The sequence below is a fragment of the Cellulomonas sp. ES6 genome, assembly GCF_030053835.1.
Taxonomy (GTDB): domain Bacteria; phylum Actinomycetota; class Actinomycetes; order Actinomycetales; family Cellulomonadaceae; genus Cellulomonas.
In genome coordinates this window covers 1,133,843-1,158,055 of record NZ_CP125655.1, presented here as the reverse complement: position 1 = coordinate 1,158,055, position 24,213 = coordinate 1,133,843, and the positions used below count along the sequence as shown (strand labels likewise).

Annotated in this window: 19 protein-coding genes and 1 tRNA gene; 17 read left to right on the top strand and 3 right to left on the bottom strand. The window is 75.2% G+C overall.

Going from position 1 to position 24,213, the window contains the following annotated elements; translation table 11 throughout:
* Positions 1–30 precede the first annotated feature (30 nt).
* Both P9841_RS05445 and P9841_RS05440 read left to right on the top strand, forming a co-directional pair.
* Positions 31–954 carry an LLM class flavin-dependent oxidoreductase gene (locus P9841_RS05445; RefSeq protein WP_283321041.1) on the top strand — a complete coding sequence of 308 codons (924 nt, stop codon included), beginning with the start codon at positions 31–33 and terminating at the stop codon, positions 952–954.
* A complete protein-coding gene (locus P9841_RS05440; RefSeq protein ID WP_283321040.1) occupies positions 951–3,194 on the top strand; it encodes an LLM class flavin-dependent oxidoreductase in 2,244 nt (747 codons plus the stop codon). The genes P9841_RS05445 and P9841_RS05440 overlap by 4 nt, the downstream gene beginning before the upstream one ends.
* A gap of 495 nt (positions 3,195–3,689) precedes the next feature.
* On the opposite strand, the gene P9841_RS05435 is transcribed toward P9841_RS05440, so the two are convergent.
* Positions 3,690–4,529 (bottom strand): CPBP family intramembrane glutamic endopeptidase, encoded by an 840-nt coding sequence (locus tag P9841_RS05435; RefSeq protein ID WP_283321039.1) that lies wholly within the window; start codon positions 4,527–4,529, stop codon positions 3,690–3,692.
* A gap of 167 nt (positions 4,530–4,696) precedes the next feature.
* On the opposite strand from P9841_RS05435, the gene P9841_RS05430 reads away from it, so the two are divergent.
* The 9 genes from P9841_RS05430 to P9841_RS05390 all read left to right on the top strand — a co-directional run bounded on the left by P9841_RS05430 (position 4,697) and on the right by P9841_RS05390 (position 14,969).
* A complete protein-coding gene (locus tag P9841_RS05430) occupies positions 4,697–5,905 on the top strand; it encodes an acyltransferase family protein (RefSeq protein ID WP_283321038.1) in 1,209 nt (402 codons plus the stop codon).
* Positions 5,906–5,975: 70 nt separating this feature from the next.
* The gene (locus P9841_RS05425) at positions 5,976–6,338 is read left to right on the top strand and encodes an ArsR/SmtB family transcription factor (protein ID WP_283321037.1); all 363 of its coding nucleotides are present in this window, start codon (positions 5,976–5,978) and stop codon (positions 6,336–6,338) included.
* Positions 6,335–8,005 carry a SulP family inorganic anion transporter gene (locus P9841_RS05420; RefSeq protein ID WP_283321036.1) on the top strand — a complete coding sequence of 557 codons (1,671 nt, stop codon included), beginning with the start codon at positions 6,335–6,337 and terminating at the stop codon, positions 8,003–8,005. Before P9841_RS05425 ends, P9841_RS05420 begins: the two co-directional genes overlap by 4 nt.
* Positions 8,006–8,144: 139 nt before the next feature.
* The gene (locus P9841_RS05415) at positions 8,145–9,272 is read left to right on the top strand and encodes a LacI family DNA-binding transcriptional regulator (protein WP_283321035.1); all 1,128 of its coding nucleotides are present in this window, start codon (positions 8,145–8,147) and stop codon (positions 9,270–9,272) included.
* A 100-nt stretch (positions 9,273–9,372) separates the two neighbouring features.
* Positions 9,373–10,347 carry an ABC transporter substrate-binding protein gene (locus P9841_RS05410; RefSeq protein WP_283321034.1) on the top strand — a complete coding sequence of 325 codons (975 nt, stop codon included), beginning with the start codon at positions 9,373–9,375 and terminating at the stop codon, positions 10,345–10,347.
* 69 nt (positions 10,348–10,416) lie between these two features.
* Positions 10,417–11,967, top strand: coding sequence for a sugar ABC transporter ATP-binding protein (locus P9841_RS05405; RefSeq protein ID WP_283321033.1), 1,551 nt, complete (start codon positions 10,417–10,419; stop codon positions 11,965–11,967).
* Entirely contained in the window at positions 11,964–13,049 is a 1,086-nt protein-coding gene (locus P9841_RS05400; protein WP_283321032.1) for an ABC transporter permease, read from the top strand. Before P9841_RS05405 ends, P9841_RS05400 begins: the two co-directional genes overlap by 4 nt.
* Entirely contained in the window at positions 13,046–14,098 is a 1,053-nt protein-coding gene (locus P9841_RS05395) for an ABC transporter permease subunit (protein WP_283321031.1), read from the top strand. The genes P9841_RS05400 and P9841_RS05395 overlap by 4 nt, the downstream gene beginning before the upstream one ends.
* Positions 14,099–14,462: 364 nt before the next feature.
* Positions 14,463–14,969, top strand: a complete 507-nt coding sequence (locus tag P9841_RS05390) for a hypothetical protein (RefSeq protein ID WP_283321030.1) — start codon at positions 14,463–14,465, stop codon at positions 14,967–14,969.
* Positions 14,970–15,140: 171 nt separating this feature from the next.
* Here P9841_RS05390 and P9841_RS05385 read toward each other — a convergent pair.
* Positions 15,141–15,213: transfer RNA gene (locus P9841_RS05385), tRNA-Arg, on the bottom strand.
* A gap of 56 nt (positions 15,214–15,269) precedes the next feature.
* On the bottom strand, positions 15,270–15,923 hold the full coding sequence (locus P9841_RS05380) for a FadR/GntR family transcriptional regulator (RefSeq protein WP_283321029.1): 654 nt from the start codon (positions 15,921–15,923) through the stop codon (positions 15,270–15,272).
* A 105-nt stretch (positions 15,924–16,028) separates the two neighbouring features.
* Here P9841_RS05380 and P9841_RS05375 point away from each other — a divergent pair, with 105 nt between their 5' ends.
* From P9841_RS05375 to thrB, 6 genes are all read left to right on the top strand, one after another.
* The gene (locus P9841_RS05375) at positions 16,029–17,297 is read left to right on the top strand and encodes an MFS transporter (protein ID WP_283321028.1); all 1,269 of its coding nucleotides are present in this window, start codon (positions 16,029–16,031) and stop codon (positions 17,295–17,297) included.
* Positions 17,298–17,381: 84 nt separating this feature from the next.
* Positions 17,382–19,061, top strand: a complete 1,680-nt coding sequence (gene argS, locus P9841_RS05370) for an arginine--tRNA ligase (RefSeq protein WP_283321027.1) — start codon at positions 17,382–17,384, stop codon at positions 19,059–19,061.
* Positions 19,062–19,117: 56 nt separating this feature from the next.
* The gene (lysA, locus tag P9841_RS05365) at positions 19,118–20,524 is read left to right on the top strand and encodes a diaminopimelate decarboxylase (RefSeq protein WP_502848857.1); all 1,407 of its coding nucleotides are present in this window, start codon (positions 19,118–19,120) and stop codon (positions 20,522–20,524) included.
* Positions 20,525–20,703: 179 nt separating this feature from the next.
* On the top strand, positions 20,704–22,059 hold the full coding sequence (locus tag P9841_RS05360) for a homoserine dehydrogenase (protein ID WP_283321026.1): 1,356 nt from the start codon (positions 20,704–20,706) through the stop codon (positions 22,057–22,059).
* Positions 22,059–23,150, top strand: coding sequence for a threonine synthase (gene thrC / locus P9841_RS05355; protein WP_283321025.1), 1,092 nt, complete (start codon positions 22,059–22,061; stop codon positions 23,148–23,150). The genes P9841_RS05360 and thrC overlap by 1 nt, the downstream gene beginning before the upstream one ends.
* Positions 23,151–23,155: 5 nt before the next feature.
* Entirely contained in the window at positions 23,156–24,112 is a 957-nt protein-coding gene (gene thrB / locus P9841_RS05350; protein WP_283321024.1) for a homoserine kinase, read from the top strand.
* The last annotated feature ends 101 nt before the right edge of the window (positions 24,113–24,213 follow it).

The following is a 24,213-nucleotide window of genomic DNA, read 5'->3' as shown; positions in this document are numbered from 1 at the left end:
CGACGAGCGTCGGCGCGCGGAGGGAGCACGATGACGGACTACGGCCACGACCTGCTGTTCGGGTCGTTCATCACGCCGACGAACGCGGACCCGGACCGCGTGGTGGGCCTGGCGCAGCTCTCGGAGCAGGTCGGCCTGGACCTGGCGACCTTCCAGGACCACCCGTACCAGCCCTCGTTCCTCGACACCTGGACCCTGCTGTCGTGGGTCGCCGCGCGGACGACGACCATCCGGCTCGCGCCGAACGTCGCGAACCTGCCGCTGCGCCCGCCCGCCGTGCTCGCCCGGGCCGTCGCCAGCCTGGACCTGCTGTCGGGCGGGCGCGTCGAGCTCGGGCTCGGGGCGGGCGGCTTCTGGGACGCGATCGAGGCGATGGGCGGCCGCAGGCTGACGCCGGGCCAGGGCGTCGACGCGCTGCGCGAGGCGGTCGCGGTCGTCCGGGCGCTGTGGGACACGGGAGACCGGTCGCGCGTCGACCTGCCCGGGGAGTACTGGTCCGCCGTGGGTGCGCGGCGCGGGCCGGCCCCCGCCCACCCGGTCGGCATCTGGATCGGTGCCTACAAGCCGCGGATGCTCCGGCTCACGGGGGAGGTGGCCGACGGCTGGCTGCCGTCGCTCGCCTACCTGAGCAGCCTCCAGGACCTCGACGACGGCAACGCGCGCATCGACGAGGCCGCGCTCGCGGCCGGTCGCGAGCCCGCCGCGGTCCGCCGGCTGCTCAACGTCGGCGGCCGCCTCACGCCGCAGCCCACCGGCGAGATGCTCGTCGGTCCGCCGCGCCAGTGGGTCGAGGAGCTCGCCGCTCTCGCGATCGAGCACGGGGTGAGCGCCTTCGTCGTCGCGGGGGACGACCCCACGCTGCTCGCCACGGTCGGTCAGGAGATCGCGCCGGCTGTCCGCGAGCTCGTGGCCGCCGAGCGCGCGCAGGCCCCCGCGCCGGGGGTGGGCGCGTGACCGCCGACCTCGGGCACCCGCTCCGGCTGGGCGTCCTGCTGCCCGTCGACCCTGCCGACCCCGGCGCGGCCGCCCGCCTCGCGGCCCGCGCCGAGGACGAGGGCCTCGACCTCGTCGTGGTGCCGGACGGGGGCGACGCGGCCCTGGAGCCGTGGACGCTGCTGGCGCACGTCGCGTCCGGGACCCGGCGCGTCGGCGTCGCGACGCTGGGTCTGCGGACCACGGGACGGCCCCCGGCGGTGCTGGCCCGCGCGGCGGCGCACCTCGACCACCTGTCGTCGGGCCGCCTCGCGCTCGGCCTGGCCGCCGAGGAGGTCGACGCCGACGGGGCCGACGAGGCCCTCGAGGAGGTCGCGGCCGTGCTGCGCGGGCTGTGGGACGCCGCGGACCCGCGACCGTTCGTGCTGGCGGGCCGGCACCACGTCGTCCCCGGGGCGGCGCGCGGCCCCGCCCCGGCGCACAACCTCCCGCTGTGGCTCGGCGCGCCCGGTCCCGGCCGCGCGGTGGCGTCGGCCGCGCGCGCGGCCGACGGGTGGTGGCTGTCCGCCACGTCCCCGGACGCCCTGCTCGCCGAGCAGCGCGCTCTCGACGCCGCCCTGGCCGCCGAGGGCCGCGACGCGCGGGAGGTCCGGCGCGGCGTGGTGGTCCCGGCGCCGGACGCCAGTGTCGACGCGCTGGCGGACCTGGTGCTCGAGGCCGGCGTGGGCACCGTCGTCGTCGGCGCGGCGGACGAGGCCGCCGTGTCCCGGTTCGCGGCCGAGGTGGCCGGGCCCGTGCGCGAGCGCGTCGCCGCCGTGCGGGCGGCCCGCGGCACCGTGGTGGGCACGACGCGCAGCGCCGCCGTGCGCGCCGCCCGCCGCCCGGACATCGACTACGACGCCGTGCCCGCGGCGCTCGCGGACGCGGCGGTCGAGCCGGGTGACGCCGGCTACGCGGCCGTCCGCTCGACCTACCTGCGCGGGGGACGGCCGGGGCTCGTGCTGCGTCCGGCCGGCACCGCGCAGGTGGTCGAGGCGCTGCGCTGGTCACGCACCCAGGACGTCCCGCTCGCGATCCGCTCGGGCGGGCACGGCATCAGCGGCCGCTCCACCAACGACGGCGGCATCGTGCTGGACCTGTCACGGATGTCGGCGATCGAGGTGCTCGACCACGCCACCCGCCGGGTGCGCATCGAGCCCGGGGCCCGGTGGGGCGAGGTCGCCGCGGCGCTGCAGCCGCTCGGGTGGGCGCTCACCTCCGGCGACTACGGCGGCGTGGGGGTGGGCGGGCTCGCGACCGCGGGCGGCATCGGCTTCCTCGTGCGCGAGCACGGGCTCACGCTCGACCACCTGCGCGCCGCCGAGGTCGTGCTCGCGGACGGCTCCGTGGTGCGCGCCTCGGACGCCGAGAACCCGGACCTGTTCTGGGGGCTGCGCGGGGCCGGGGGCAACCTGGGCGTCGTCACGTCCTTCGAGTTCGAGGTCGACGAGGTCGGCGACGTCGGGTTCGCCCAGCTCGTCCTGGACGCGTCCGACACGCAGCGGCTGCTCGTCGACTGGGGTGCCGCCGTCGAGGCCGCGCCGCGGGACACGACGGCGTTCCTCCTCATGGGCCCGCCGCGGGGCGGGGTGATGGTCGCGCAGGTCATGGCGATGGTCGACTCGGACGACCCGGACACGATCATCGAGCGGCTGCAGCCGTTCGCGCGGATCGCCCCGCTGCTCCAGCAGCAGGTGCAGCTCCTGCCGTACAGCGCGGTCGTGTCGGTGCCCGACCAGCGGCACACCTCCGAGGGGGAGCCCGTGACGCGCAACGCGATGGCCGAGCACCTCACCCCGGCGCTCGCGGCCGAGCTCGCCCGGCTGGTGCGGAGCGGGGTCACGCCGTTCTTCCAGATCCGGGCCGCGGGCGGTGCGGTCCACGACGTCCCGCGCGACGCCACGGCGTACGCCCACCGCTCGGCGAACTTCAACCTCGCGGCGTTCGGCACCGACCGGCGCAGTCTCGACGCGGCGTGGGACGTGCTGGCGCCGCACGTGGACGGTCTGTACGTGTCGTTCGAGACCGACCCGCGGCCCGAGCGCGTCGCCGAGGCGTTCCCCGGCGCGACGCTCGAGCGCCTGCGCGAGCTCAAGCGGCGCTACGACCCGCAGGACGTGTTCCGGCACAACGTCTCGGTGGCCGACCGTCCGGCGCGCACCGTGCCCGCGCGGGACGGCGCCGCTCAGGGTGCGCCCGGGGTCGCGGAGGCGTCCGCGTAGGCGTCCGGGTGGACCCCGCGACCCCCGGTGTACGCCGTTCGTCGTACGCGAGGATACGGCGGGCGGGCGATCCGCCGAGGGGGTCCGGCGGGCCACGATGGTCGTGCCAGCCAGCCGGAACCGCAGGAGAGAGCAGCATGACGCCCCAGGTGTTGATCGTCGTCGTCGGCCTCGTGGCCGTGATCGCCGTCGTCGGCCTCGGGGACCTCGTGCAGCGCGCCCGCGGGACCCGGCACCGCGTCCACCGCTGAGGAGAACCCCGTGCCCGCACCCGTGAAGGTCGTCACCGCCATCGCCGCGACCGGCGCGCTCATCGCGCTCGGCCGCAAGATCGCCGCCTCGCGGCGCACCCCGGCCTGAGGGCCGGCACCTGACGCCCCGGCCCCGTGAGGGCCGGGGACCAGCTCGCGGCCCCGCGCCGCCGGCTCGCAGGGGGACACGGAGGGGGACCGGGCCAGGGAGGGTGGCCCGGTCCCCCTCCGCTGCGTCCGCCGCTCAGCGGGGCGCGGTGACGAAGACGTCCAGCAGGTGCGGGTGGTGCGCGTGCACGAGCACCCCGAACACCACCAGGTCGAACAGCAGGTGGACCGCGAGCACGTAGGTCAGCGAGGCGCTGCGGGCGAAGATCCAGCCCTGGACGAGCGCGAACGGCACGGTCAGCAGCGGGCCCCACTCGCGGTAGCCCAGCTCCCACAGGAACGACACGAACACCGTCGCCTGCAGGACGTTCGCGGTCCAGAGCCCGAGGTGCCGGCGCAGCAGCGCGAACACGGTGCAGATGAAGAACAGCTCGTCCCAGATGCCCACGGCGTTGACGCCGACGAACAGCCGGGCGATCTCGGCGCCGCCGGTGACCTCGGGCCAGTTGCGGTAGGCGCCCGACCCGATGAAGTAGAACGGCAGGATCAGGTACCCCGCGACGACGACCACGGCGAGGTAGACGAGCTGCGCCCGCGTCCACCGCCGGCCGGTCGCCACCGGGAACACGATCGTGCGCTGGCCGAACGCGTACCGGGACAGCGCCCACGGCACGAGCACCGCCAGCGACAGCGCGACCGTGAACCGCGCCATGCCCGCGTCCGACAGGTCGGCCTCGAGCGAGATCGCCGAGATGATCGCCATGCCGGTCGCGACGAGGCCGAGGTCGCGCGCGAGCCCTCGGTCCACCGCTAGGGCCACCAGCACGCCGGCGACGAGCGGCACGTAGCCGAGCGGGCGGGCGTGCACCGCGAACAGCAGCACCGCCGAGCCGCAGACCAGCGCGGCGGCCAGGAGCCGGGCGGGGGAGCCGGTGTCCCAGGGGGCGCGGGCGACCGGCGCGGCCGTCGTCGTCATGCCCGCACGCTGCCACGACGGGGCGCCCCCCGCGCGCTGGACGGTCAACCCACCCAAAACGGGTGAATCGGGCGAAAGCCACCCGGTCGGCGGTCCCCGGACGCGCCGCCACCCGCCACCCTGGCCGCTCGGCCCGCGCCCCCGCCGGCCCCGACCCGGAGGTGCCGATGCCCGTCCCCGCCGACGTCGACGGCCGCACCGGCACGTCGTCCGGGCGCCTCGCCGCGCTCGACGGCCTGCGCGGCGTCGCGGCGCTCGTCGTGCTCGTGCACCACTCGCTGCTGCTCGTCCCCGCGCTCATGGCGGCCTACGACGACCCGGGTGCCCCGCGCAGCGCGCTCGTCCTGGCGGCCACCGCGACGCCGCTGCACCTGCTGTGGGACGGCGAGGTGGCCGTGCAGGTATTCTTCGTGCTCAGCGGGTTCGTGCTGACCGTCGCGGCGCAGCGCGCCCGGCACCGGTGGGGCGCCTACTACCCGCAGCGCCTGTTGCGGCTGTACCTGCCGGTGTGGGCCGCCGTGGCGCTCGCGGTCGCCCTGCGGCTCGCCGTGCCCCGGGGCGAGACCGCCGGGCTGAGCCCGTGGCTCGTGTTCCACGGCGACGTGGGCCGGGCCGGCGTGCTCGCGGACCTCACCCTGCTGGCCGGCCCCGTCGGCTCCACGATGACGGCGCTGTGGTCGCTGCGCTGGGAGGTCGTGTTCTCGCTGGCCCTGCCGCTGTTCGTGTGGCTCGCGACCCGCCTGCGCCGCCACGCCCTGGTGGCGGGTGCCGCCCTGGCCGTCGTCGCGTGGGTCGGCGCCGCGACCGGGCCCGTCGACCGGCCGTACGCGCTGGGTGCGCTGTACCAGCTGCCGCTGTTCGGCCTGGGCTGCCTGCTGGCGGCCGACCGTGAGCGGCTCGCTGGGGCGGTCGCGCGCTGGGGCGGCGCGACGCGGGCCGGGGTGCTGGCCGGGGCCGCGCTGCTCGCGAGCGGCCCGTGGCTGCTCGACCTCGGGGGGCTGCGCGCGGGGCTGCCGGTGGGGGTGCTCGCGCTCGCCCGGGTGCTCCAGGCGGGCGGCGCGGCGCTGCTGGTCGTCGCGGCGCTCGGGCCGCTCGACCGGCCGCTGCGGCACCCGGCCGTGCACTGGCTCGGCACGCGCTCGTTCAGCCTCTACCTGGTCCACGAGCCGGTCGTCGTCGCGGTCGGCTTCCTCACGGGCTGGGTGACGCCGGTCGTGCTGCTGCTGACGGTGCCGGCGTCGCTGCTGCTGGCGGAGGTGTTCTTCCGGGTCGTCGAGGGGCCGTCGCACCGGCTGTCGCGCCGGGTCGGCGCCCTGGTGGGCCGGAGGCCGGGCCCGCACCGCGCCGACCGGCCGGAGGCGGCGCCCGTCCCCTGAGGCCGTCGGCGGGAGCACCGTGGCTTCGTGGCATGATGGATCCATCAACCCATCATCCGTCGGGAGTCCGGTGCCCACGCCGCAGCCGCTCAACGAGATCAAGGCGAACCTCTTCAAGGGCCTCGCGCACCCGGTCCGCATCCGGGTGCTGGAGCTGCTCGCCGCCGCCGACGAGGTGCCCGTCGCCGAGCTCCTCGAGGAGACCGGGCTGGAGGCGTCGCACCTCTCCCAGCACCTCGCGGTGCTGCGCCGCTACCAGCTCGTCGACTCCGAGCGCCGGGGCAGCACGGTGTCGTACCGGCTGGCCTCGCCGCACGTCGCCGAGCTGCTGCGCGTCGCCCGGGCCCTGCTCGAGGAGGTGCTGCGGACGACGCAGCGGCAGCTCTCCGAGGCTCGGGAGCAGCAGCCCGCGCTGCCGGGCGCCGCGCGGTGAGCGCGCTCGCCGGCGTCCGCTCGCTGCTGCCCTCGGCCCGGGACTACGCCGACCTGCGCACGTCCTGGCGCGGTGACCTCGTGGCCGGCGTGACCGTGGGCGTGGTCGCGCTGCCGCTGGCGCTCGCGTTCGGCGTCAGCTCGGGTGCGGGGGCGGCCGCCGGGCTCGTCACCGCGGTCGTCGCCGGCGTCGTCGCCGCGGTGTTCGGCGGTTCCCCCGTGCAGGTGTCCGGCCCGACGGGCGCGATGGTGGTGGTGCTCGCGCCGATCGTCGCGCGGTACGGGTCGGGGACGCTCGCGCTGGTGGGGCTGCTCGCCGGCGTGCTCGTCGTGCTCGCCGGGGTGCTCCGGCTCGGGCGGGCGGTCGGCCTGATCCCGTGGCCGGTGATCGAGGGGTTCACCCTCGGCATCGCCGTCATCATCGCGCTCCAGCAGGTGCCGGCGGCGCTCGGGGTCACCGCCGGCGGGCACGACGCGAACGCGGTCGTCGCGGCCTGGCAGGTGCTGCACGAGGTCAGCGGCCCCCGCGCTGCGTGGTCGCTCGCGGTGGTCGGCGCGGTCGCCGTCACGATGTCGCTGGCGCCGCGGGTCCACCGTGCGGTCCCCGGGTCGCTCGTCGCCATCGTCCTGGTGACGGTCGTCGCCTCCGCGGCCGGGCTGCCGCTCGCGACCATCGGCGAGCTGCCCGCCGGGCTGCCGGCGCCCGCCCTGCCCGCGCTGGACCTCGGCGCCCTGCCCGCCCTCGCCGCACCCGCGGTGACGGTCGCGGCGCTCGCGGCGATCGAGTCGCTGCTGTCGGCCCGCGTCGCCGCCGGCTACCCCGGAGCCGGGCCGTACGACGGCGACCGGGAGCTCGTCGGGCAGGGGCTGGCGTCCGTCGCCTCCGCCCTGTTCGGGGGCATGCCCGCGACCGGCGCGATCGCCCGGACCGCCGTCAACGTGCGCTCCGGCGCCCGGACGCGCGCGGCCGCGGTGGTGCACGCCCTGGTGCTGCTGGGCGTCGTCGCGCTGGCCGGCCCCGTGGTCGCCCGCATCCCGCTCGCCGCGCTGGCGGGGGTGCTGCTGGTGACCGCCGTGCGCATGGTGTCCGTGCGGACGGTGCGCTCGGTGCTCGGGTCGACCCGCGCGGCGGCGCTGCTGCTGGTGCTGACCGCGGTGGTCACCATCACCGTCGACCTGGTCTACGCGGTGGGGCTCGGCATGGCGGTCGCGGCCGTCATCAGCCTGCGCAGCCTCGCACGGGCCGCGGGCGTTTACCGCCTGGAGCTGCCCGGCCCGGCCGCGGCCGGCGACGAGCGCGTCGCGCTGCTGCGGGTGGAGGGCTCGCTGTTCTTCGCGGCGGCGGAGCGGGTGCTCGACCATGCGGCGTCGGTTCGCGGTGCGGACGTGGTCGTCCTCGACCTCGCGCGCGTGCACCACATCGACGCGACCGGCGCGCAGGTGCTGCAGGAGCTGGTCACCGGCCTGGAGCGGCGCGGGGTCGCGGTGCTGATCACGGGCCTGCGCGTGCACCACCGCGCCCTGGTCGGCCGGGTCGGGGTGCTCGCGGCCCTGCGCGACGAGGAGCACGCGGTGGACGACGTGGCGGTCGCGGTGAGGCGGGCGCGGGCGCTCGTGCGCCCCGCTCCCGGGGAGGACACCCGGCCCGCGCCGCAGCCGGTGCCATGATGGGCCGTCCGGCGTCCGGGACCGACTCCTGACGCCGGTCGGTCCGGGCCTGGACCTGTTAACGTTCACTATCGTCCCGCGGGCGGGACGGCGGCCGGGGCCCGTGTCCGACCGGTGGATCGAGAGAGGTGGACGGGCGATGGAGTCCGGTGGCGCCGAGCCGCAGCGCGCCGCGACGCAGGGCGTCGTCGAGCAGGGCGCCGCGACGCAGGGCGGGCAGGTCGGGCGAGGCCGCGGCGGCAAGCCGCGCCGCCCGGGCATCCTCGACGTCGCCCAGCGCGCGGGCGTGTCCCACCAGACCGTCTCGCGCGTCCTCAACGACCACCCCAACGTCAGCGACCGCACGCGCGCGAAGGTCGAGGCCGCGATCAGCGAGCTGGGCTACCGCCGCAACTCCGTCGCCCGCGCCCTGGTCACGCGGCGCACCGGGTCGATCGGCGTGGTCACGGAGGACTCGCCGCTGCACGGCCCGACCATGACGCTGATCGCCGTCGAGAACGCGGCCCGCAGCTCCGGCATGTACGTCTCGGTCGCCACGGTGACGCAGTGGGACGTGGCGTCGGTGCGGGGCGCGCTCGGGCACTTCCTGGAGCAGGGCGTGGACGGAGCCGTGGTCATCGCGTCGCACGACGAGGCGGTGCACGCCGTGCAGGGCTTCGCGGACGAGCAGCTCCCCGTGGTCATGCTGGGGCCGTCCGACCTGGGGCCGGGCGTGTACACGGCCGCCGTGAACCAGTACGCCGGCGGCCGGATGGCGGCCCAGCACCTGCTGGACCTGGGTCACACGGACATCCTGCACGTCACCGGCCCCGAGTCCTGGCTGGACGCCCGCTCCCGGTCCCGGGGCTGGCGGGACGCGATGCGGCAGGCGGGCGTGACGCCGCGCGAGCCGGTGCCGGGGGACTGGCGCGCGAGCACCGGCTACCGGATCGGCCAGGAGCTGGTGGAGAAGTGGCGCGCGGGGGCGGAGGAGCTGCCCACGGGCGTCTTCGCCGCGAACGACCAGCTCGCGCTCGGTCTGCTGCACGCCTTCGCGGAGGCCGGGGTGCGGGTGCCGGCCGACGTCTCGGTCATCGGGTTCGACGACGTGGAGGGCTCGGCGCACTTCTTCCCGCCGCTGACCACCGTCACGCCGGACTTCGCCGAGCTGGGCCGGCGCTGCCTCGAGCAGATGGTCGCGGCCATCCAGGGCGCCCCGGCGGTGGACGGCAGCGTGGGCGCGTCCGTGCGCGTCCGGGCCAGCACGGCCGCCCCGCGACGGGGCTAGTTACCGGATTGTGATCGTTCACTCTTGACCCTCGCAGTTGTGAACGATCACAATTTCGGAGCCGACACTGCCGTCGGCCCACGTGCTCAAGGAGGAGTTCATGTTCGGACGTCAGTCCCGGCGGGCCGCAGTCGGCGCCGTCTCCCTCGTGGCCGTCCTCGGCCTCGCCGCATGCGGCTCCAGCTCCGACAGCGGCAGCGGCGGCGGTGAGGACGGCGACCTCATCCGCGTCGGCTTCTCGCAGCTCGGCGCCGAGAGCGGGTGGCGCACCGCCAACACCGAGTCGGTCAAGGCGAGCCTCACCGAGGACGCCGGCTTCGACCTCAACTTCGTCGACGCCCAGCAGAAGCAGGAGAACCAGATCAAGGCCCTGCGTGACTTCGTCGCCCAGGACGTCGACGTCATCGCGTTCTCGCCCGTCATCGAGACCGGGTGGGACGAGGTGCTCCAGGAGATCAAGGACTCCGGCATCCCGGTCGTGCTCGTCGACCGCACCGTCGACACCACCGTCGAGGACCCGTACGTGACGTGGATCGGCGCCGACTTCAAGCAGGAGGGCACCACCGCGGGCGAGTGGGTCGAGGAGAACGCCCCGGACGCCAAGATCTTCGAGCTCCAGGGCACGCTCGGGTCCGGCGCGCAGGTCGACCGCGAGGAGGGCTTCGACGCCGTCGTCGGCGACCAGGTCATCGGCAAGGCCAGCGGCAACTTCACGCGCGCCGAGGGCAAGACGGCCGTCGAGGCGGCGCTGCAGGCCTACCCCGAGATGACGATGATCTTCACGCACAACGACGACATGGGCCTCGGCGCCATCGAGGCCATCGAGGCCGCCGGCAAGGTGCCGGGCGAGGACATCCAGATCGTGTCCGTCGACGGCGTGCGCGACGGCCTCCAGGCGCTCGTCGACAAGAAGTTCAACTACGTCGTCGAGTGCAACCCGGTGTTCGGCGACCAGCTCGCCGAGCTCATCACCCAGGTCGCGAACGGCGAGGACGTGCCGAAGGAGACCATCGTGGTCGACCAGGCCTTCGACCAGACCATCACCCAGGCCGACGTCGACGCCCGCGCCTACTGAGCCAGGCGGGCGGGGTGGGTTCCCGGCCCCACCCCGCCCGTCCGACAGCCGGGACCAGGAAGGACGCCGATGTCCGCAGCGACGCACGCCGACGAGCGTGCGGTGGTCCGCATGACCGGCATCACCATCACGTTCCCGGGGGTCAAGGCCCTCGACGGGGTCGACCTGATCCTGCGGGCGGGCGAGGTGCACGCCCTCATGGGCGAGAACGGGGCGGGGAAGTCGACCCTCATCAAGGCGCTCACCGGGGTGTACCGGGTGGACTCCGGGGGCATCGAGGTCGAGGGCGAGGAGTTCGTCTTCGACGGCCCGGACGAGGCGCAGCGCGCCGGCATCAGCACGGTCTACCAGGAGGTCAACCTCTGCACGAACCTCACCGTGGCGGAGAACGTGATGCTCGGCCACGAGGTCCGGCGCGGCCCGTTCATCGACTGGCGGGCCACCCGGCGCGCCGCGCGCGAGGCGCTGCAGCGGCTGAACCTCGACATCGACCCGCGCTCGCAGCTCTCCAGCCACAGCATCGCCGTCCAGCAGCTGTGCGCCATCGCCCGTGCGCTCGTCGTCGACGCCCGGGTGCTCATCCTCGACGAGCCGACGTCGTCGCTCGACAAGGCCGAGGTCGCGGAGCTGTTCCGCGTCATCGGGCGGCTGCGGGAGTCCGGCGTCGCGATCCTGTTCGTCTCGCACTTCCTGGAGCAGGTCTACGCGATCTCCGACCGCATGACCGTCCTGCGCAACGGCCGGTTCGTGGGGGAGTTCCGCACCGCCGAGCTCAGCCGGCGCGACCTGATCTCGCACATGATCGGGCGCGCGGAGGAGGACCTCGCCGGCATCGAGGAGCGCGCCCGCGACGCCGTCACCGAGCACTCCGGGCAGGAGACCCCGCTGCTGCGGGGCGTCGGCCTCGGCTCGAAGGGCGGCGTCGAGCCGTTCGACCTCAGCCTGTACCCCGGGGAGATCGTCGGGCTCGCCGGGCTGCTCGGCTCCGGGCGCACCGAGGCCGCGCGCCTGCTCACCGGCGCCGACCGGCCCGACCACGGCGAGATCGCCGTGCAGGGCGTGCCCACCCGCCTCGCGACACCCCTCGCCGCGCTCCAGCAGGGCATCGCCCTGTCGAGCGAGGACCGCAAGAAGGAGGGGATCATCGGCGACCTGACGGTGCGGGAGAACATCGCCCTCGCGCTCCAGGCCCGCCGCGGCACGCTCCGGCGGCTGCCCCGGCGCCAGCTCGACGAGCTGGTCCAGAAGTACATCGTCGCGCTCAACATCAACCCGCCGAACCCGAACGCGCTCATCAAGAACCTGTCGGGCGGCAACCAGCAGAAGGTGCTGCTCGCCCGGTGGCTGGCGACGTCGCCGCGGCTGCTGGTCCTCGACGAGCCGACGCGCGGCATCGACATCGGGGCGAAGGCCGAGATCCAGCGCCTCGTCACCGAGCTCGCGGCCGACGGCATGTCCGTGCTGTTCATCTCCTCCGAGCTCGAGGAGGTGCTGCGCCTCAGCCAGCGGATCGTCGTGATGCGCGACCGGCAGAAGGTCACCGAGCTCGAGAACGACGGGACCCTGACCACCGAGGACGTCCTGGAGACCATCGCGACCACCGGGGAGAAGGCCTCATGAGCACGCCCACCGCCACCCCGCCCCCCACCCGGGGCCTGAGCGTGCAGGCGCTGCGCCGGGTGACCGACCACGGCATCTTCTGGCCGGTCGTCGCGCTGCTCGTCCTGCTGCTCGCGTGCGGGCTCAAGAGCCCCGGGTTCCTCGACGTGACGCTGCGCGACGGGCACCTGTTCGGCCAGCTCATCGACCTGCTGCGCAACAGCGCGACCCCGCTGCTGCTCGCGCTCGGCATGTGCCTCGTCATCGCGACCGGCGGCATCGACCTGTCCGTCGGCGCCGTCATGGCCATCGCGCTCGCGGTGTCCCTCACGTACCTCGACGGGTCGCCCGACCCGGGGTCCGCCGCCACCGTCGCGGTCGCGGTCGCCCTGGGCCTCGTGGTCGGCGTCGTCGTGGGGGCGTTCAACGGGTTCATGGTCGCGGCGCTCGGCATCCAGCCGTTCATCGCGACGATGATCCTCATGGTCGCCGGGCGCGGCATCGCCATGCTCATCACGCAGGGGCAGATCACCACGGTCACGAGCCCGCCGTTCAAGTCCATCGGCTCCGGCTTCGTGCTCGGCGTCCCGACCCCGGTCGTCATCGCCGCCGTCGTGTTCGTCCTCGTCACGCTGCTGGTCCGGCGCACCGCGCTGGGCATGTTCCTCGAGTCGATCGGCATCAACGGGGAGGCCAGCCGGCTCGCCGGCGTCCGGGCCCGCACCACCACGTGGAGCGTCTACGTCATCGCCGGCGTCCTGGCCGCGCTCGCCGGGCTGGTCTACGGCGCCCCGACGATGGCCGCCGACGCCAACAACATCGGCCTGCTCAAGGAGCTCGACGCGATCATGGTCGTCGTCCTCGGCGGCACCAAGCTCGACGGCGGGCGGTTCAACCTCGGCGGGCTCATCGCCGGCGCGCTGCTGCTGTCGACGCTCGAGCGAGCCGTCATCATCTTCGAGCTCCCGTCGCAGACGACCCCGCTGTTCAAGGCCGTCGTGCTCATCGCCGTGTGCGTCGCGGCGTCGCCGTTCCTGCGTTCCCGGCTCGACGCCCGCCGGCTGCGGGCCGCGCAGCCCCGACCCGTGGAGGTCGTGCGATGACCGGCCAGCTCACCCAGGCGCCCGCCCCCGCGCCCGCCACGCCCGCGCGCCGGCCCTGGTGGCGCGCGCTCGGGAACCTCGACCGCCGGTTCCTGCCGGTGCTCGGCACGCTGCTGACCCTGGCGCTCATGCTCGGCGTCGGGCAGAGCCGCTACAGCACCTCCCGGTCCGACTTCATCAGCATGAAGCTGTTCTCCAACCTCATGGTGGACAACTCCTACCTGCTGGTGCTCGCGGTCGGCATGACGTTCGTGATCCTCACCGGCGGCATCGACCTGTCCGTCGGAGCCGTCGTCGCCCTCGTCGGCCTCGCCGTGGCCCGGCTGTTCCAGGTCGGGCTGCCGCTGCCCGTCGTGCTCGTCGTCGGCGTGCTCATCGGCACCGTCTGCGGCCTGCTCATCGGCGTGCTCGTCCAGGTGTTCGACATCCAACCGTTCATCGCCTCGCTCGCCGTCATGTTCCTGGCACGCGGGCTCGCGAACGTCGTCAGCACCAACTCCCTCGCCATCAAGGACGAGGGGTTCGCGAGCCTCGCGTCCTGGAGCATCACGTTCGGCGAGGGACGCTCGCTGTGGCGCATCAACGCCAGCATGCTCATCGCGGTCGCCGTGCTGCTCGTCGCGGTCTACCTGCTGCACTACACGCGGTTCGGCCGCTCCGTGTACGGCCTCGGGTCCAGCGACCGCGGCGTCGCCGTCAGCCTCATGGGCCTGCGCCCCGCCCGCACCCGCATCTGGGTGTACGTCATCAGCGGCACCTGCGCCGGCATCGCCGGCATCCTCTTCGCGCTCTACACCAAGTCCGGCTACAACCTCACGGGCATCGGCATGGAGCTCGACGCGATCGCCGCGGTCGTCATCGGCGGCACCCTGCTGTCCGGCGGCGTCGGGTTCGTGCTCGGCACCGGCGCGGGCGTCCTCGTGTACGGCCTCATCCAGGTGCTCATCGCCCGCGAGGGCCTCGACTCCTGGTGGACCCGGGTGTTCATCGGGGCGGTGCTGCTGGCGTTCGTGATCCTCCAGCGGGTGATCGTGACGCGGCGGCGGTAGGGGGCGTCGGGCGGGTGCGCGTCGCCGAGCGCAGGGGGCCGGCGACGCACACCCGTCCGCACCCGTCCCGAACGGCCCGGTGACCGCGCCGTCCGGGTGACGCGGACCGGTTTCCCGCACGCTGCTGATCGCCCGCCCCTAGGTTCCTCCGCAGGCGGCTCATCCTGGAGGAACCTGTGGCGCCCTGGGGCGTTTCGGAGAACGACCGGTACGTCGCGGGCCCGACCCCGGCAGCGGTGGAGGCGAGGACGGCGACCAGCGGGCGCGCCCGTGCCGAGCCGCGGGGCGTCACGCCGCCTCCGCTGCTCGGCGTCGGGCTCCGGCGACCGTCCGGCTCCGTCGGCCCCGTCCGGCCCGGGACCGCGTGAGCACGTCCGGCGTCGGCAGACGACGCGAGCACCAGATCTGGCCCTGGGTGACCGGCGGGGTCCTCGTCGCGGTCGTGGTCCTGCTCGCGGTCCTCGCCTGGACGGCGCTGCACGGGGGGCCGTCACCGCACCTGGCGACGCTGGAGCGGGAGCCGATGCTCGACGCACCCGTCCCCGCCACGATGCTCGGCCAGGTGTCGCAGGAGTCGTCCTGGGGTGTGGGATTCGGGCCGGACAGCGTCGCGCGCATCGTGAAGGTGTACGAGGTGGACCTCACCCCGCAGGAGGCGCTGGACGCGTGGCGGCTGGGGTACGAGGACCACTACGGCCCGCCCGATCGCGAAGAGAGCGCGGTGGTGCCGATGCTCGCCTGGTTCCCGGACGAGATGATCGTCACCGTTCGGGCCTCGGACGAGGTCGAGGACGCGGCCGCGCGTGCCGTGGTGCGTCAGCCGACCCCGGGGCTCACGGTGGTCACTGTCGCGGTCAGCGGCGCGGGCTGACGTCCCGGCCACCGCTGCTCCCAGGCGACACCGTGCGTCCCGGAAGCACGACGTTCACGGCCCCGTGCTGTCACGACGGCGACACGTCCCGGCCGACGACGCCGTCTGACGTGCGTCGCCGCGGACGCAACGAAGGCCCGGCATCGGGAAGATGCCGGGCCTCGTTCTGCGTGCCCTCGATAGGATTCGAACCTACGACCTTCTGCTCCGGAGGCAGACGCTCTATCCACTGAGCTACGAGGGCGTGCGCGCGGCCGTCGGACCGGCGCGGTGCACGAGACTACCAGGCCGCGGGCGGTGTCAGTCCTCGCCGAGGAGTCCCGACAGGTACGTCGCGGTCTCGTCGACGGCGCGGCTGTCGTCGCCGGCGGCGATGGCCTCGACGAGGCCGTCGTGGTGGTCGCCGTCCTGGAGCACCTGCGCGAAGTTGAACCGGATGTTGTCGGTGATCGCGTCGATGAGGTTCTCGTACAGCGACAGCAGCACAGGGTTGCGGGCGGCGCGGGCGATGGCCCGGTGCAGCGCGAGGTCGGCGGAGACCATGCGGTCGAGCTGGCCGGACCGCCACGCCTCGGCGCGGGCGTCGCGCAGGGCGGTGATGGTGGCGACGTCGGCGGTGGTGCGGCGGCGTGCGGCGAGGCGGGCGGCCTCGACCTCGAGGCTGCGGCGCACCTCGATGACGTCGCGCTGGCGGGCGTCGGCGATCTGCCGGCCCATGCTGACCGCGAGCTCGGACGCCGACAGCACGTAGGTGCCGGAGCCCTGACGGCGCTCGACCAGGCCGGCGTGCACGAGCGACTGGACGGCCTCACGCACGGTGTTGCGGCCGACGCCGAGCATCTCGACCAGCGCGGGCTCCGGGGGGATGCGGGTGCCGACGCGCCACTCGCCGGAGGTGATCCGTGCCCGGAGCTGGGCCACCGTCGCGTCGATGAGGCCGGTGCGTCGCGTCATGCGGGGTAGTCTCCCTGGTCAGTTGTGCCGCGATTCAACACGAAGCCGGCACCCGTCCGCCAGCGCCCACCGCCGCGCGCCCTCCGCTCCCGCTCCCGAGGTCGCATGCCGTCTGCCTCCGCTCCCGTGGGTCCTGCCGCGCCGTGGCGGGGTCGCCGCGTCGTCCTGCTGGGCGTCGTCCTCGTCGCGCTCAACCTGCGCATCGCGGTCGCGTCCGTGTCGCCCATCCTCGACCTGGTGCGCGCGGACGTGGCGCTGTCCGCCACGGAGGCCGGGCTGCTCGGCACCATCCCGGTGGTGTCGTTCGCGGCGTTCGGCTCGGTGACGCCGCTGCTCGCCCGCCGCATCGGCCTGGAGCCGCTGCTGGTCCTCGCCATGCTGCTGTCGGCGACGGGCGAGGTGGTGCGCTCGGGCACGTCGACGTCGACGGGGTTCCTGGCGTGGTCGGTGATCGCGCTCGCCGGCATGGGCATGGGCAACGTCCTGCTGCCGCCGGTGGTGAAGCGCTACTTCCCGGACCGCATCGGCGTGGTGACGTCCGTGTACTCGGTGACGATGACGTTCAGCACGGCCCTGCCGGCGCTGCTCGCGGTCCCCGTGGCGGAGCGGCTCGGGTGGCGGGCGTCGCTGTCGGTGTGGTCGGCGGTCGGGGTCGTCGCCGCGCTGCCGTGGCTGGTGGTGATCGTGCGGTCCGCCGCCGCGCGGGCCGAGCTCGGCGGGCTCCTGCGGCGCGCACCGGCGACGACGCCCGCGCTGACGTCCCGGCACCGCTCCGGCGGGCGGGTCTGGCGCAGCCCCCTCGCGTGGGGGATGGCGCTGACGTTCGCCATGAACTCGCTGGACTCCTACGCGATGTTCGCCTGGCTGCCGCAGATCCTCGTGGACGGCGGCACGTCGCCGCACGCGGCGGGGGTGTGGCTGTCGGTGTTCGCGATCCTCGGGCTGCCGCCCGCGCTCGTCGCGCCGATCGCCGCGTCGCGGATGCGGAACCCCATCGGCCTCGTCGTGTTCTTCGTCGCGTGCTTCATGGCGTCCTACCTCGGCCTGCTGCTCGCACCCGGCGGCCCGGTGTGGCTGTGGATCCTGCTGGGCGGCTTCGGTCCCGGGGCGTTCCCCGTCCTGCTCGCGCTCATCAACCTGCGGACGCGGACGTCCGCCGGGGCGGCGTCGCTGTCCGGCTTCACGCAGGGCGTCGGCTACGCGATCGCCGGCACCGGCCCGCTGCTGATGGGCGTGCTCTACGACGCGACGGGCACCTGGACGGCGTCGCTGCTGTTCCTCATGGGGACGCTCGTGGTCCTGGTGGTGGCGGCGACCGTCGCCTGCCGGCCCGGGATGCTCGAGGACTCGTGGGGGCCACGGGCCCGGGGCTGACCGCCGGGTCCTCCCCAGCGGCACCGGCCGCGCGGGCTGTGGACGACGGACGGGGCAGCGCCGGGGCGTCGCTACGCTTGTCCGGTGACCCCCGCTGAGCTCTCCGAGTCCCTGCGCGCCGCCCTCGCGGGCGCCGTCGCCGACGGGACCTTCGCCCTCGACGCCGCCGACCTGCCCGCGACCGTGCACGTGGAGCGACCCCGGCAGCGCGAGCACGGCGACTGGGCGACCAACGTGGCGCTGCAGCTCGCGAAGAAGGCCGGCACCAACCCGCGGGCCTTCGCCGAGGAGCTCGCCCGCCGGCTCGCGGACGCCCCGGGGGTCGCGAAGGTCGACGTCGCCGGTCCCGGCTTCCTCAACATCACGCTCGACACCGCCGCCGCGGGCGAGCTCGCGCGCTCGGTCGTCGAGGCCGGCACGGCGTACGGCCGCAACGAGACGCTGACCGGGCAGAGCATCAACCTGGAGTTCGTCTCCGCCAACCCGACCGGCCCGATCCACATCGGCGGCGTGCGGTGGGCCGCCGTCGGCGACAGCCTGGCCCGCGTCCTGGAGGCGTCCGGCGCCCGCGTCGGCCGCGAGTACTACTTCAACGACCACGGCGCGCAGATCGACCGGTTCGCGCGCTCGCTGCTCGCCCGCGCCCGCGGCGAGGAGGCGCCGGAGGACGGCTACGGCGGCCAGTACATCGCCGACATCGCCGACGCCGTCATCGCTCAGGCCGCCGAGGCCGGCGAGCCCGACCCCCGCACGCTGCCCGACGCGGAGGCTCAGGAGGCGTTCCGGTCCCGGGGCGTGGACCTGATGTTCGCGGAGATCAAGAAGTCGCTGCACGACTTCGGCGTCGACTTCGACGTCTACTTCCACGAGGACACGCTGCACGAGAACGGCGCGGTCGACCGGGCCGTGGCGCGCCTGCGCGAGCTCGGGCACGTCTACGAGGCCGACGGTGCCACGTGGCTGCGCACCACCGACTTCGGCGACGACAAGGACCGCGTCATCATCAAGTCCGACGGGGAAGCCGCCTACATCGCCGGCGACCTCGCGTACTACCTGGACAAGCGTGAGCGCGGCTTCGACCGCGTCATCATCATGCTCGGCGCCGACCACCACGGGTACATCGGCCGGATGATGGCGATGTGCGCCGCGTTCGGCGACACCCCGCACGTGAACCTCGAGATCCTCATCGGGCAGCTGGTGAACCTCGTCAAGAACGGCACCCCGGTCCGGATGAGCAAGCGCGCGGGCACGGTCGTCACCATCGAAGACCTGGTCGAGGCCGTGGGCGTCGACGCGGCGCGCTACTCGCTGGCGCGGTCGTCGGCGGACTCCTCGATCGACCTCGACCTGGACCTGCTGAGCCGGGCGACCAACGAGAACCCCGTCTACTACGTGCAGTACGCGCACGCCCGCACCTGCTCGGTCGCCCGCAACGCCGCGGACGCCGGCGTGCGCCGGGAGGACGGCTTCGACGCCTCGCTGCTCGACCACGAGACCGAGTCCCTGCTGCTCGGCCGGATCGCCGAGATGCCGCGGGTCGTCGCGCAGGCCGCCGAGCTGCGCGAGCCGCACCGTGTCGCCCGCTACCTGGAGGAGGTCGCCGGGGCGTACCAGAAGTGGTACGAGCAGCGCCGCGTCCTGCCGTTCGGCGACGAGCCGGTCTCCGACGTGCACCGCACCCGGCTGTGGCTGAACGACGCGACCCGGCAGGTGCTCGCGAACGGCCTGGGGCTGCTCGGGGTGAGCGCGCCGGAGCGGATGTGACCGCCCACCCCGGCTCGGAGGCGGCCGCGGCCGACGACGCCGCGGCGCGCGACGCGGTGGCGGGTGCCGGGACCGACGGCGCCTCCGGGTCCGGCGCTCTGGGCCTGCCGTGGCCGGCGCACGCCGTGCGGGGCGCCGACGGTGCCGTGCGCGTCGCGGGCGTCGACCTGCGCGACCTCGCCGCCGAGCAGGGCACACCGGCCTACGTCCTGGACGAGGCGGCGTTCCGGTCCCGCGCGCGGGGGGTGCGCACCGCGTTCGAGAAGGCGTTCGGGCACCTCGGCGCGGGCGTCGACGTGTACTACGCGGGCAAGGCGTTCCTGTCGGTGGCCGTGGCCCGCTGGGCGCACGAGGAGGGTCTGCGCGTCGACACGTCCACGGGTGGCGAGCTCGCGGTCGCGCTGCGCGCCGGCGTCCCGGGCGCGGACATCGGCCTGCACGGCAACAACAAGTCGGACGCGGAGATCGCCCGGGCGCTCGACGCCGGGGTCGGCCGGATCATCGTCGACTCCCTCGGGGAGCTGGACCGCCTCGTCGCGGCCGTGCGGGAGCGCACCGCGGACGGTGCCGAGCCCGCGCCCGCCCCGGTCATGGTGCGCGTCACCACCGGTGTCCACGCGGGCGGCCACGAGTACATCTCGACCGCGCACGAGGACCAGAAGTTCGGGCTGTCCGTCGCGACCGCCGCCGACGGCACCAGCCCCGCGATGACCGCCCTCGAGCGGGTCGTCGCGGCGCCGGAGCTCCGGCTGCTCGGCATCCACTCCCACATCGGCTCGCAGATCCTCGACCCCGAGGGCTTCGCGGTCGCCGCGGGCGCGGTGCTGCGGCTGCGCGCCGAGCTCGCCGCCCGCACCGGGTGCCTCGCGCCGGAGGTCGACCTCGGCGGCGGCTTCGGCATCGCGTACCTGCCGGGGGAGGTGCCCCTGGACCCCGAGCGCATCGCGAAGGACCTCGCCACGACGGTCGACGCCACCTGCGCCGAGCTCGGCACGCCGGTGCCGCGGCTGTCGTTCGAGCCCGGCCGCGCGATCGTCGGCCCGACCACGCTGACGCTCTACACGGTCGGGACGGTCAAGCCCGTCACGCTCGAGGACGGACGGGTCCGGCTGTACGTCTCCGTCGACGGCGGCATGAGCGACAACATCCGGCCCGCCCTGTACGGCGCGCCGTACCACGCGGCGGTCGTCTCCCGGACGGGCGCGGCGCGGACCGTCCTGGCGCGGGTGGTCGGCAAGCACTGCGAGAGCGGCGACATCGTCGTGCACGAGGTGCAGCTGCCGGCCGACGTCGCGCCCGGGGACCTGCTGGCCGTCGCGGCCACCGGCGCGTACGGCCGCTCCATGGCCTCCAACTACAACCACGTCCCGCGCCCGCCCGTCGTGGCGGTGCGCGACGGCGCCACCCGGGTGCTGGTCCGGCGCGAGACCGAGGACGACCTGCTGGCGCTCGACCTGGGCTGAGCGGCCGGAGCCCCGCCCGGCGCCCGCGCCCCGCCCGGCGCCCGCGCCCCGCCCAGGGTGTGGATGCGCCCCCGGCACCCACGGCACGGCCCCTATCCTGGGGCTCGTCCCGGCGGCGACGCCCCGGGACGCACCCCACCAGGCCCGGGGCACCCGGGCGTGATCGAGAGGCGCACGCGGTGACAGCACGCGACGAGACCGTCGGACCCGCCACGCCCGCCGCCGGCGACCGTCCCGCCGTGCGGGTCGCGCTGCTCGGCTGCGGCGTCGTCGGCACGGAGGTCGTGCGGCTGCTCACGACGCAGGGCGCCGACCTGGCCGCCCGGGTCGGGGCGCCGCTGGAGCTCGTCGGCATCGCGGTGCGGGACGTCGACGCCGAGCGCGACCCGGTCGTCGACCGCGCGCTGCTCACCTCCGACGCCGAGGGGCTCGTCGCGAAGGCGGACGTCGTGGTCGAGGTGGTGGGGGGCATCGAGCCCGCGCGCTCCCTGCTGCTGCGCGCCGTCGAGCACGGCGCCGCGGTCGTCACCGCGAACAAGGCGCTGCTCGCCCAGGACGGCCCGACGCTGTACGCGGCGGCGGACGCCGCGGGCGTGGACCTGTACTTCGAGGCCGCCGTCGCCGGCGCGATCCCCCTGGTCCGGCCGGTGCGCGAGTCGCTGACCGGGGACCGCGTCCAGCGGGTGCTCGGCATCGTCAACGGCACCACCAACTACGTGCTCGACCGGATGGCCGCGGACGGCCTGGACCTCGACGCGGCCGTGGCGGAGGCGCAGGCCCTGGGGTACGCGGAGGCCGACCCGACCGCCGACGTCGAGGGCTACGACGCCGCCGCGAAGGCCGCCATCCTCGCGTCGCTCGCGTTCCACACGCGGGTCTCGCTCGACGACGTCGACCGTCAGGGCATCACGGGCGTCACCGCCGACGACGTCGCCTGGGCCGGTCGCACGGGCCACGTCATCAAGCTGCTCGCGATCGCCGAGCGCCGCACCGGCGAGGACGGCCGCGAGGGCGTGCAGGCGCGCGTGCACCCCGCGCTCGTGCCGCTGTCCCACCCGCTCGCCGGCGTCCGGGGGGCGTTCAACGCGGTGTTCGTCGAGGCCGAGGCCGCGGGCGAGCTCATGTTCTACGGCCGCGGCGCCGGCGGTGCCCCGACGGCGAGCGCCGTGCTGGGCGACGTCGTCTCGGCGGCCCGGCACCGGGTGCACGGCGGCCGCGGCCCGGCGGAGTCCTGGTACGCGGACCTGCCGGTGCTGCCGGCGCAGTCCGCCCGCACCCGCTACCAGGTGCGGCTCGAGGTCGACGACCGCCCCGGCGTGCTGGCCCAGGTCTCCGCGGTCCTGGCGGAGCACGCGGTCTCGATCGAGGCGGTCCGGCAGTCGCCCGCGGACGCCGACGCCACGCCGGGCGTCGCCCGCCTGGTCATCACCACGCACGAGGCGCCGGAGGCCGCGCTGGCCGCGACCGTCGCCGCGATCGGCGGCCTGGACTCCGTCCGCGAGGTCGTCTCCGTCCTGCGAGTCGAGGGAGCCTGATGGCACAGCAGTGGCGCGGCGTCATCCGCGAGTACGCGGACCGCCTGCCCGCGCACGTCCAGGAGCACGTCGTCACGCTCGGCGAGGGCGGCACGCCGCTCGTCGCCGCGCCGGCGCTGTCCGCGCTCACGGGGGCGGAGGTGTTCGTCAAGGTCGAGGGCATGAACCCCACGGGCTCCTTCAAGGACCGCGGCATGACGACGGCGATCTCCGCGGCCGCCGGGCGCGGGGCGCGCGCCGTCGTGTGCGCGTCGACGGGCAACACGTCGGCGTCGGCCGCGGCGTACGCCACCGCCGCGGGCATGGTCTGCGCGGTGCTCGTGCCGGACGGCAAGATCGCGATGGGCAAGCTCAGCCAGGCCGTCGCGCACGGGGCGAAGCTGCTGCAGGTCGACGGCAACTTCGACGACTGCCTCGTCGCGGCCCGCAAGCTCGCGGAGGCGTACCCGGTCGAGCTCGTGAACTCCGTGAACCCCGACCGCATCGAGGGGCAGAAGACGGGCGCGTTCGAGATCGTCGACGCGCTCGGCGACGCGCCGGACATCCACGCGCTGCCGGTCGGGAACGCCGGCAACATCACCGCCTACTGGAAGGGCTTCCGCGAGTACGCGGGGCTCGACGCCGGCGCGGACCTGCCCGCGGTCGCCACCCACACGCCGGCGATGTGGGGCTTCCAGGCCGCCGGCGCCGCGCCGATCGTGCGCGGCTACCCGGTGACGGAGCCCGAGACGATCGCCACGGCGATCCGCATCGGCAACCCGGCCTCCTGGGTGCAGGCGGAGGCGGCGCGCGACCTGTCGGGCGGCCTCATCGAGGCGGTCACGGACGACGAGATCCTCGCCGCCCACCGCGTCCTGTCCTCCCAGGTCGGCGTGTTCGTCGAGCCGGCGTCCGCGGCCGGTGTCGCCGGCATCCTGCGCCTGGCGGGAGAGGGCCGCGTGCCGGCGGGGTCGCGCATCGTCGTGACGGTCACCGGCCACGGGTTGAAGGACCCGCAGTGGGCGCTGCGCACCGCGGACGGCGGCGAGGTCGAGACCACCCGCGTGCGACCCGACGTGGTCGAGATCGCCGCGGCGCTCGGCCTGGGCTGACGACCGTGCGACTGGGTGCGGACCGGGCGCGCGTGCGTGTGCCGGCGACGAGCGCGAACCTCGGGCCGGGGTTCGACGCGCTGGGCCTGGCGCTCGCCCTGCACGACGACGTCGAGGTGCGGGCGCTGGGCTCCGCCGAGGTGGTCGTGGACGTCGTGGGGGAGGGCGAGCAGGAGGTCCCGTCGGGCGAGGACCACCTCGTGGTGCGGGCGCTGCGTCACGCGCTCGACCACGTCGGGGCGCCGCAGACCGGCCTGCACCTGACGTGCCGCAACCGGATCCCGCACGGCCGGGGCCTCGGCTCGTCCGCCGGCGCGGTCGTCGCGGGCCTGCTCGCCGCGCGGGCCCTGGTCGCCGAGCCGGAGTCGCTCGACGACGACGTCGTCCTCGCGCTCGCGACGGAGCTCGAGGGCCACCCGGACAACGCCGCGCCCGCGCTGCTGGGCGGGGCGACCGTCGCGTGGTGCGACGACGCCGCCGCCGGGGGAGCGGTGCACGCGGCGCGGCTCCCGGTCGACCCCTCGATCGCCCCCGTGGTCGTCGTCCCCGGCACGCGCCTGGCGACCTCCCACGCCCGCGGCGTGCTGCCGGCGACGGTCCCGCACGGCGACGCGGCGTTCCAGGCCGGCCGGTCCGCGCTGCTGGTCGAGGCGCTCGGGCGCCGGCCGGACCTGCTGCTGCCCGCCACCGAGGACCGCCTGCACCAGGGCTACCGGCGCCCGGTGATGCGGGAGAGCATGGCGCTCGTCGACGCGCTGCGTGCCCGGGACGTGGCCGCCGTCGTGTCCGGCGCCGGCCCGACGGTGCTGGTGCTGGCGCGCTCCGAGGCGGGTCCCGGGACGCCGGCGGCGACCGACGCGGACGCGGCGCTGGCCGCCGTGTTCGGCGGCTCGATGGGCGGCTGGCGCATCGTGCGGCTGGCGATCGACACCGACGGTGCGACGTGGCGGAGACTGCCCTGACGGCACCTCCCCGGTGGTATGCTGGCGCCGTTCCCCGGACTTCGTCCTGATATCCGCTCAGCCTCATTCGGGTGCAGCGCCGCGCGTGCCAGCGCCCCGAA

Bases quoted from the DNA above. Each gene is read 5' to 3' on its own strand.
- P9841_RS05445 (WP_283321041.1), top strand. From the start codon at position 31: ATGACGGACTACGGCCACGACCTGCTGTTCGGGTCGTTCATCACGCCG.
- P9841_RS05435 (WP_283321039.1), bottom strand. From the start codon at position 4,529: ATGACGACGACGGCCGCGCCGGTCGCCCGCGCCCCCTGGGACACCGGC.
- P9841_RS05430 (WP_283321038.1), top strand. From the start codon at position 4,697: ATGCCCGTCCCCGCCGACGTCGACGGCCGCACCGGCACGTCGTCCGGG.
- P9841_RS05415 (WP_283321035.1), top strand. From the start codon at position 8,145: ATGGAGTCCGGTGGCGCCGAGCCGCAGCGCGCCGCGACGCAGGGCGTC.
- P9841_RS05410 (WP_283321034.1), top strand. From the start codon at position 9,373: ATGTTCGGACGTCAGTCCCGGCGGGCCGCAGTCGGCGCCGTCTCCCTC.
- P9841_RS05405 (WP_283321033.1), top strand. From the start codon at position 10,417: ATGTCCGCAGCGACGCACGCCGACGAGCGTGCGGTGGTCCGCATGACC.
- P9841_RS05400 (WP_283321032.1), top strand. From the start codon at position 11,964: ATGAGCACGCCCACCGCCACCCCGCCCCCCACCCGGGGCCTGAGCGTG.
- P9841_RS05395 (WP_283321031.1), top strand. From the start codon at position 13,046: ATGACCGGCCAGCTCACCCAGGCGCCCGCCCCCGCGCCCGCCACGCCC.
- P9841_RS05380 (WP_283321029.1), bottom strand. From the start codon at position 15,923: ATGACGCGACGCACCGGCCTCATCGACGCGACGGTGGCCCAGCTCCGG.
- P9841_RS05375 (WP_283321028.1), top strand. From the start codon at position 16,029: ATGCCGTCTGCCTCCGCTCCCGTGGGTCCTGCCGCGCCGTGGCGGGGT.
- thrC (WP_283321025.1), top strand. From the start codon at position 22,059: ATGGCACAGCAGTGGCGCGGCGTCATCCGCGAGTACGCGGACCGCCTG.